Raw genomic sequence first — 295 nt, 5'->3', positions numbered from 1 at the left:
CACACCAGCCGCACCGGCTGTGTGTTCCTGCTACGGAAGACCGGGGAGCCTGCCACCCGGCGGATGCTCTGCGGCATGGCGGCGGGCATCATGCTGGCGGCCAGCGTATGGAGCCTGCTTTTGCCGGCCATTGAGCGGGCAGAGCAGGGGCCGCTGCCTGCATGGGTCCCGCCTGCCGTGGGCCTGCTGCTGGGTGCGGTAGGGCTTTTGCGGCTGGAAACGCTGGCGGGCCGCCTGTTGAATGCCGGGCCGGGCCGTTGTGGGCGGATGGTGCTGGCAGTCACCCTGCACAACC

1 pseudogene is annotated in these 295 nt (G+C 70.2%); it reads left to right on the top strand.

The window, feature by feature from the left end:
* Positions 1 to 295: pseudogene (locus P0G09_RS19415) on the top strand (ZIP family metal transporter); the annotation flags it as partial.

The organism is Faecalibacterium sp. DFI.5.82, assembly GCF_029076575.1.
Lineage (GTDB): Bacteria > Bacillota > Clostridia > Oscillospirales > Ruminococcaceae > Faecalibacterium > Faecalibacterium duncaniae.
This window is presented reverse-complemented; position numbering and strand designations above follow the sequence as displayed.